2 protein-coding genes and 1 pseudogene are annotated in these 2,096 nt (G+C 56.8%); all 3 read right to left on the bottom strand.

The features are described 5' to 3' along the window. Positions 1-281: pseudogene (locus AWB67_RS42725) on the bottom strand (hypothetical protein); the annotation flags it as partial. 290 nt (positions 282-571) lie between these two features. Then, positions 572-1,123, bottom strand: coding sequence for a cytochrome b (locus AWB67_RS36790; RefSeq protein ID WP_087660736.1), 552 nt, complete (start codon positions 1,121-1,123; stop codon positions 572-574). A gap of 375 nt (positions 1,124-1,498) precedes the next feature. Further along, the gene (locus tag AWB67_RS36785) at positions 1,499-1,957 is read right to left on the bottom strand and encodes a hypothetical protein (protein ID WP_087660735.1); all 459 of its coding nucleotides are present in this window, start codon (positions 1,955-1,957) and stop codon (positions 1,499-1,501) included. Positions 1,958-2,096: the final 139 nt, after the last annotated feature.

Genomic DNA, 2,096 nt, shown 5'->3' with positions numbered 1-2,096 from the left:
CCCAACCGGAACTGCGACTGCCGATAGGCTGAGATAAACCGTGGGTCACCATTTCGTACCCGCGCCAACCAGTAAGCCAGATCTTGCTGACATCCTTCGCTGTCGATGTCGACGAAGCACTGAGATTGGGCGGGCATCTGCGCCGCCGCCCAATGGAATGCAAAGATGGTTTCCTGGTCGGCGAGTGCAAGCCGTAGGCTTCTCCTATCGCCTTGCGTCAACCATTCTGTGATGGAGGAAGACAGCGTCGCTTCTGTTTCGTCTCGCTCATAAGCAAGCACGTGTTGGCCACCTTGCCGTGCACTGCGCAGGTCCCTAGTGGCGACAGCAATGACGAATGCAGTCGCCCGGGAATTCGGTGACGTGCTCAGAGGCGCCGGCATCGCAGCTACTAGCCAAGCAAAGAGAGCAACCAGCGCAGCGGCATATCTCATCGAGGCGTCGTCCAGTTAAGTGCTAATCGTAAGCGACGTGCGAGCCGAACTGCTGCTTGCAGCATCACAGCGGCCGAACGTGTCAGGGTAGCGGCGTAAGCCTCGCTGCTGGGACAGACCTGACGTCCATTATGTCTTTAAAGCATGCGCCGGAGCAGTTGGTCTTTGATTGCAACCTGATGTATCACAACCGCTAGCACATGCAGTCCAATTAGCATCAGTAGTATCGTCGAGCTCGCGCTGTGAAACTCACCGATTGATGCTGAAAGAGAGCCGGGCGTGGCGATTTGAGGCAGTGGAAGTACGCCGCCGAGTTTGACCATCCAGTTTCTCGCGCTTGCATTCAACCAGCCGAGGAAGGGCACGAAAAGCAATAGTGCATACATGGCCATATGTACCGCCTTCGCCACTGCACGAAGCGCTGACGATTGTTCGACAGGTGCGGGCGCTCGACGAACTAGTGCCCAGAGAAGTCGCGCTGCAATCACGACAAGAAGTGTTGTCCCCACACCGACATGCCATGCAATAAGGCCCGACGCCTCTTTGACGCCATCAACCTCTGGCATGAACCACCCTAACCCAAACTGCGCAATGAGCAACCAAAGTGTTAACCAGTGCAGTACCCTGGTTATCGAATCGTATCGTGCTCGGGCCAGAGGCGGCAAGTGTACTGGGCGGTTCGAGGGCATGCAAATCTCCGAAGATGCTGCAGTGTATGTGGGGGCGTTGGCGGCCATGAGGCTATTAAGTGACATCATCAACGCTTTCCCTTAGGGAAGCCTTAGGGAAGCGTTAGAACATTAGAGGTATATTCGCCGTGCGGAGGCGCTGGCCTCAGATGTTGACTGAACAACGCGATTGGAATACATCTAGACATAATGGTCGCTGCTGACTGAGCACCGGAGCGGCCCGTCCCGAGTATGAGCACAGTAGCGCCTTCTCTCACTGCCCGCACGGGTTGTCACGGATCGGCGTAATCGAGTGGGGGACAATCGGCGTAATGAGGCCACTTGGAATGGCGTAAGTCTTCCGTTCGGGGCTCGAGAAGGCGGTATTGAACGCCGTCAGCCGACGATTTCCGACCAGATGCTGCAGCTCTCCCGAAAGTTCATCTCGATGCTGCGAATCTGGCTCGCGCAACTGGCGTAGAGCCAGCCAGGGCCGCCGTCCATGCCGTACATGCCTTTGCACATTCCTTTCAGGCTTATGCGTGCGCGTTCCCCGATTTTGTCCGCCGGCGTGCGCGTCGCCGATAGATAGACCACACCGGCCTCGAGCGGACGTCCTGTTTCAATTCCAGCAGAATCCGCATGACGTATGCGTGTTGCAGAATAGCGCGCGACATACTCCATCGCGCGCTCCCAACGCTGCGAGCATTCCTCGCGGCCGGAACACTCGACCAAGGCGAACTCTCGCGCCTCCTTGAGCTGCGGTTCGGACTGCCGAAATTCATTCCAGCGCGCGTCCGATGAGCATGCTGCAAGTCCGAGCAGCACTATTGCGCAAAGGATCGTCTTTCTCATATCGTGCTCCGTTTTCATCGACTATGACGATGGGACGACAATACCGGCGCGTTGCGGCTCGAAGATTGATCGTAAGCGATAGTTTTAGCACACCGAACAGGGAATCACTTGCAAGCGAAGGGCAAGCATGGCTGCGTCT

The organism is Caballeronia terrestris (genome assembly GCF_001544515.1).
GTDB lineage: Bacteria > Pseudomonadota > Gammaproteobacteria > Burkholderiales > Burkholderiaceae > Caballeronia > Caballeronia terrestris.
This window is presented reverse-complemented; position numbering and strand designations above follow the sequence as displayed.

Coding starts and splice junctions, on each gene's coding strand:
- AWB67_RS36790 (WP_087660736.1), bottom strand. CDS start 1,123: ATGCCCTCGAACCGCCCAGTACACTTGCCGCCTCTGGCCCGAGCACGA.
- AWB67_RS36785 (WP_087660735.1), bottom strand. CDS start 1,957: ATGAGAAAGACGATCCTTTGCGCAATAGTGCTGCTCGGACTTGCAGCA.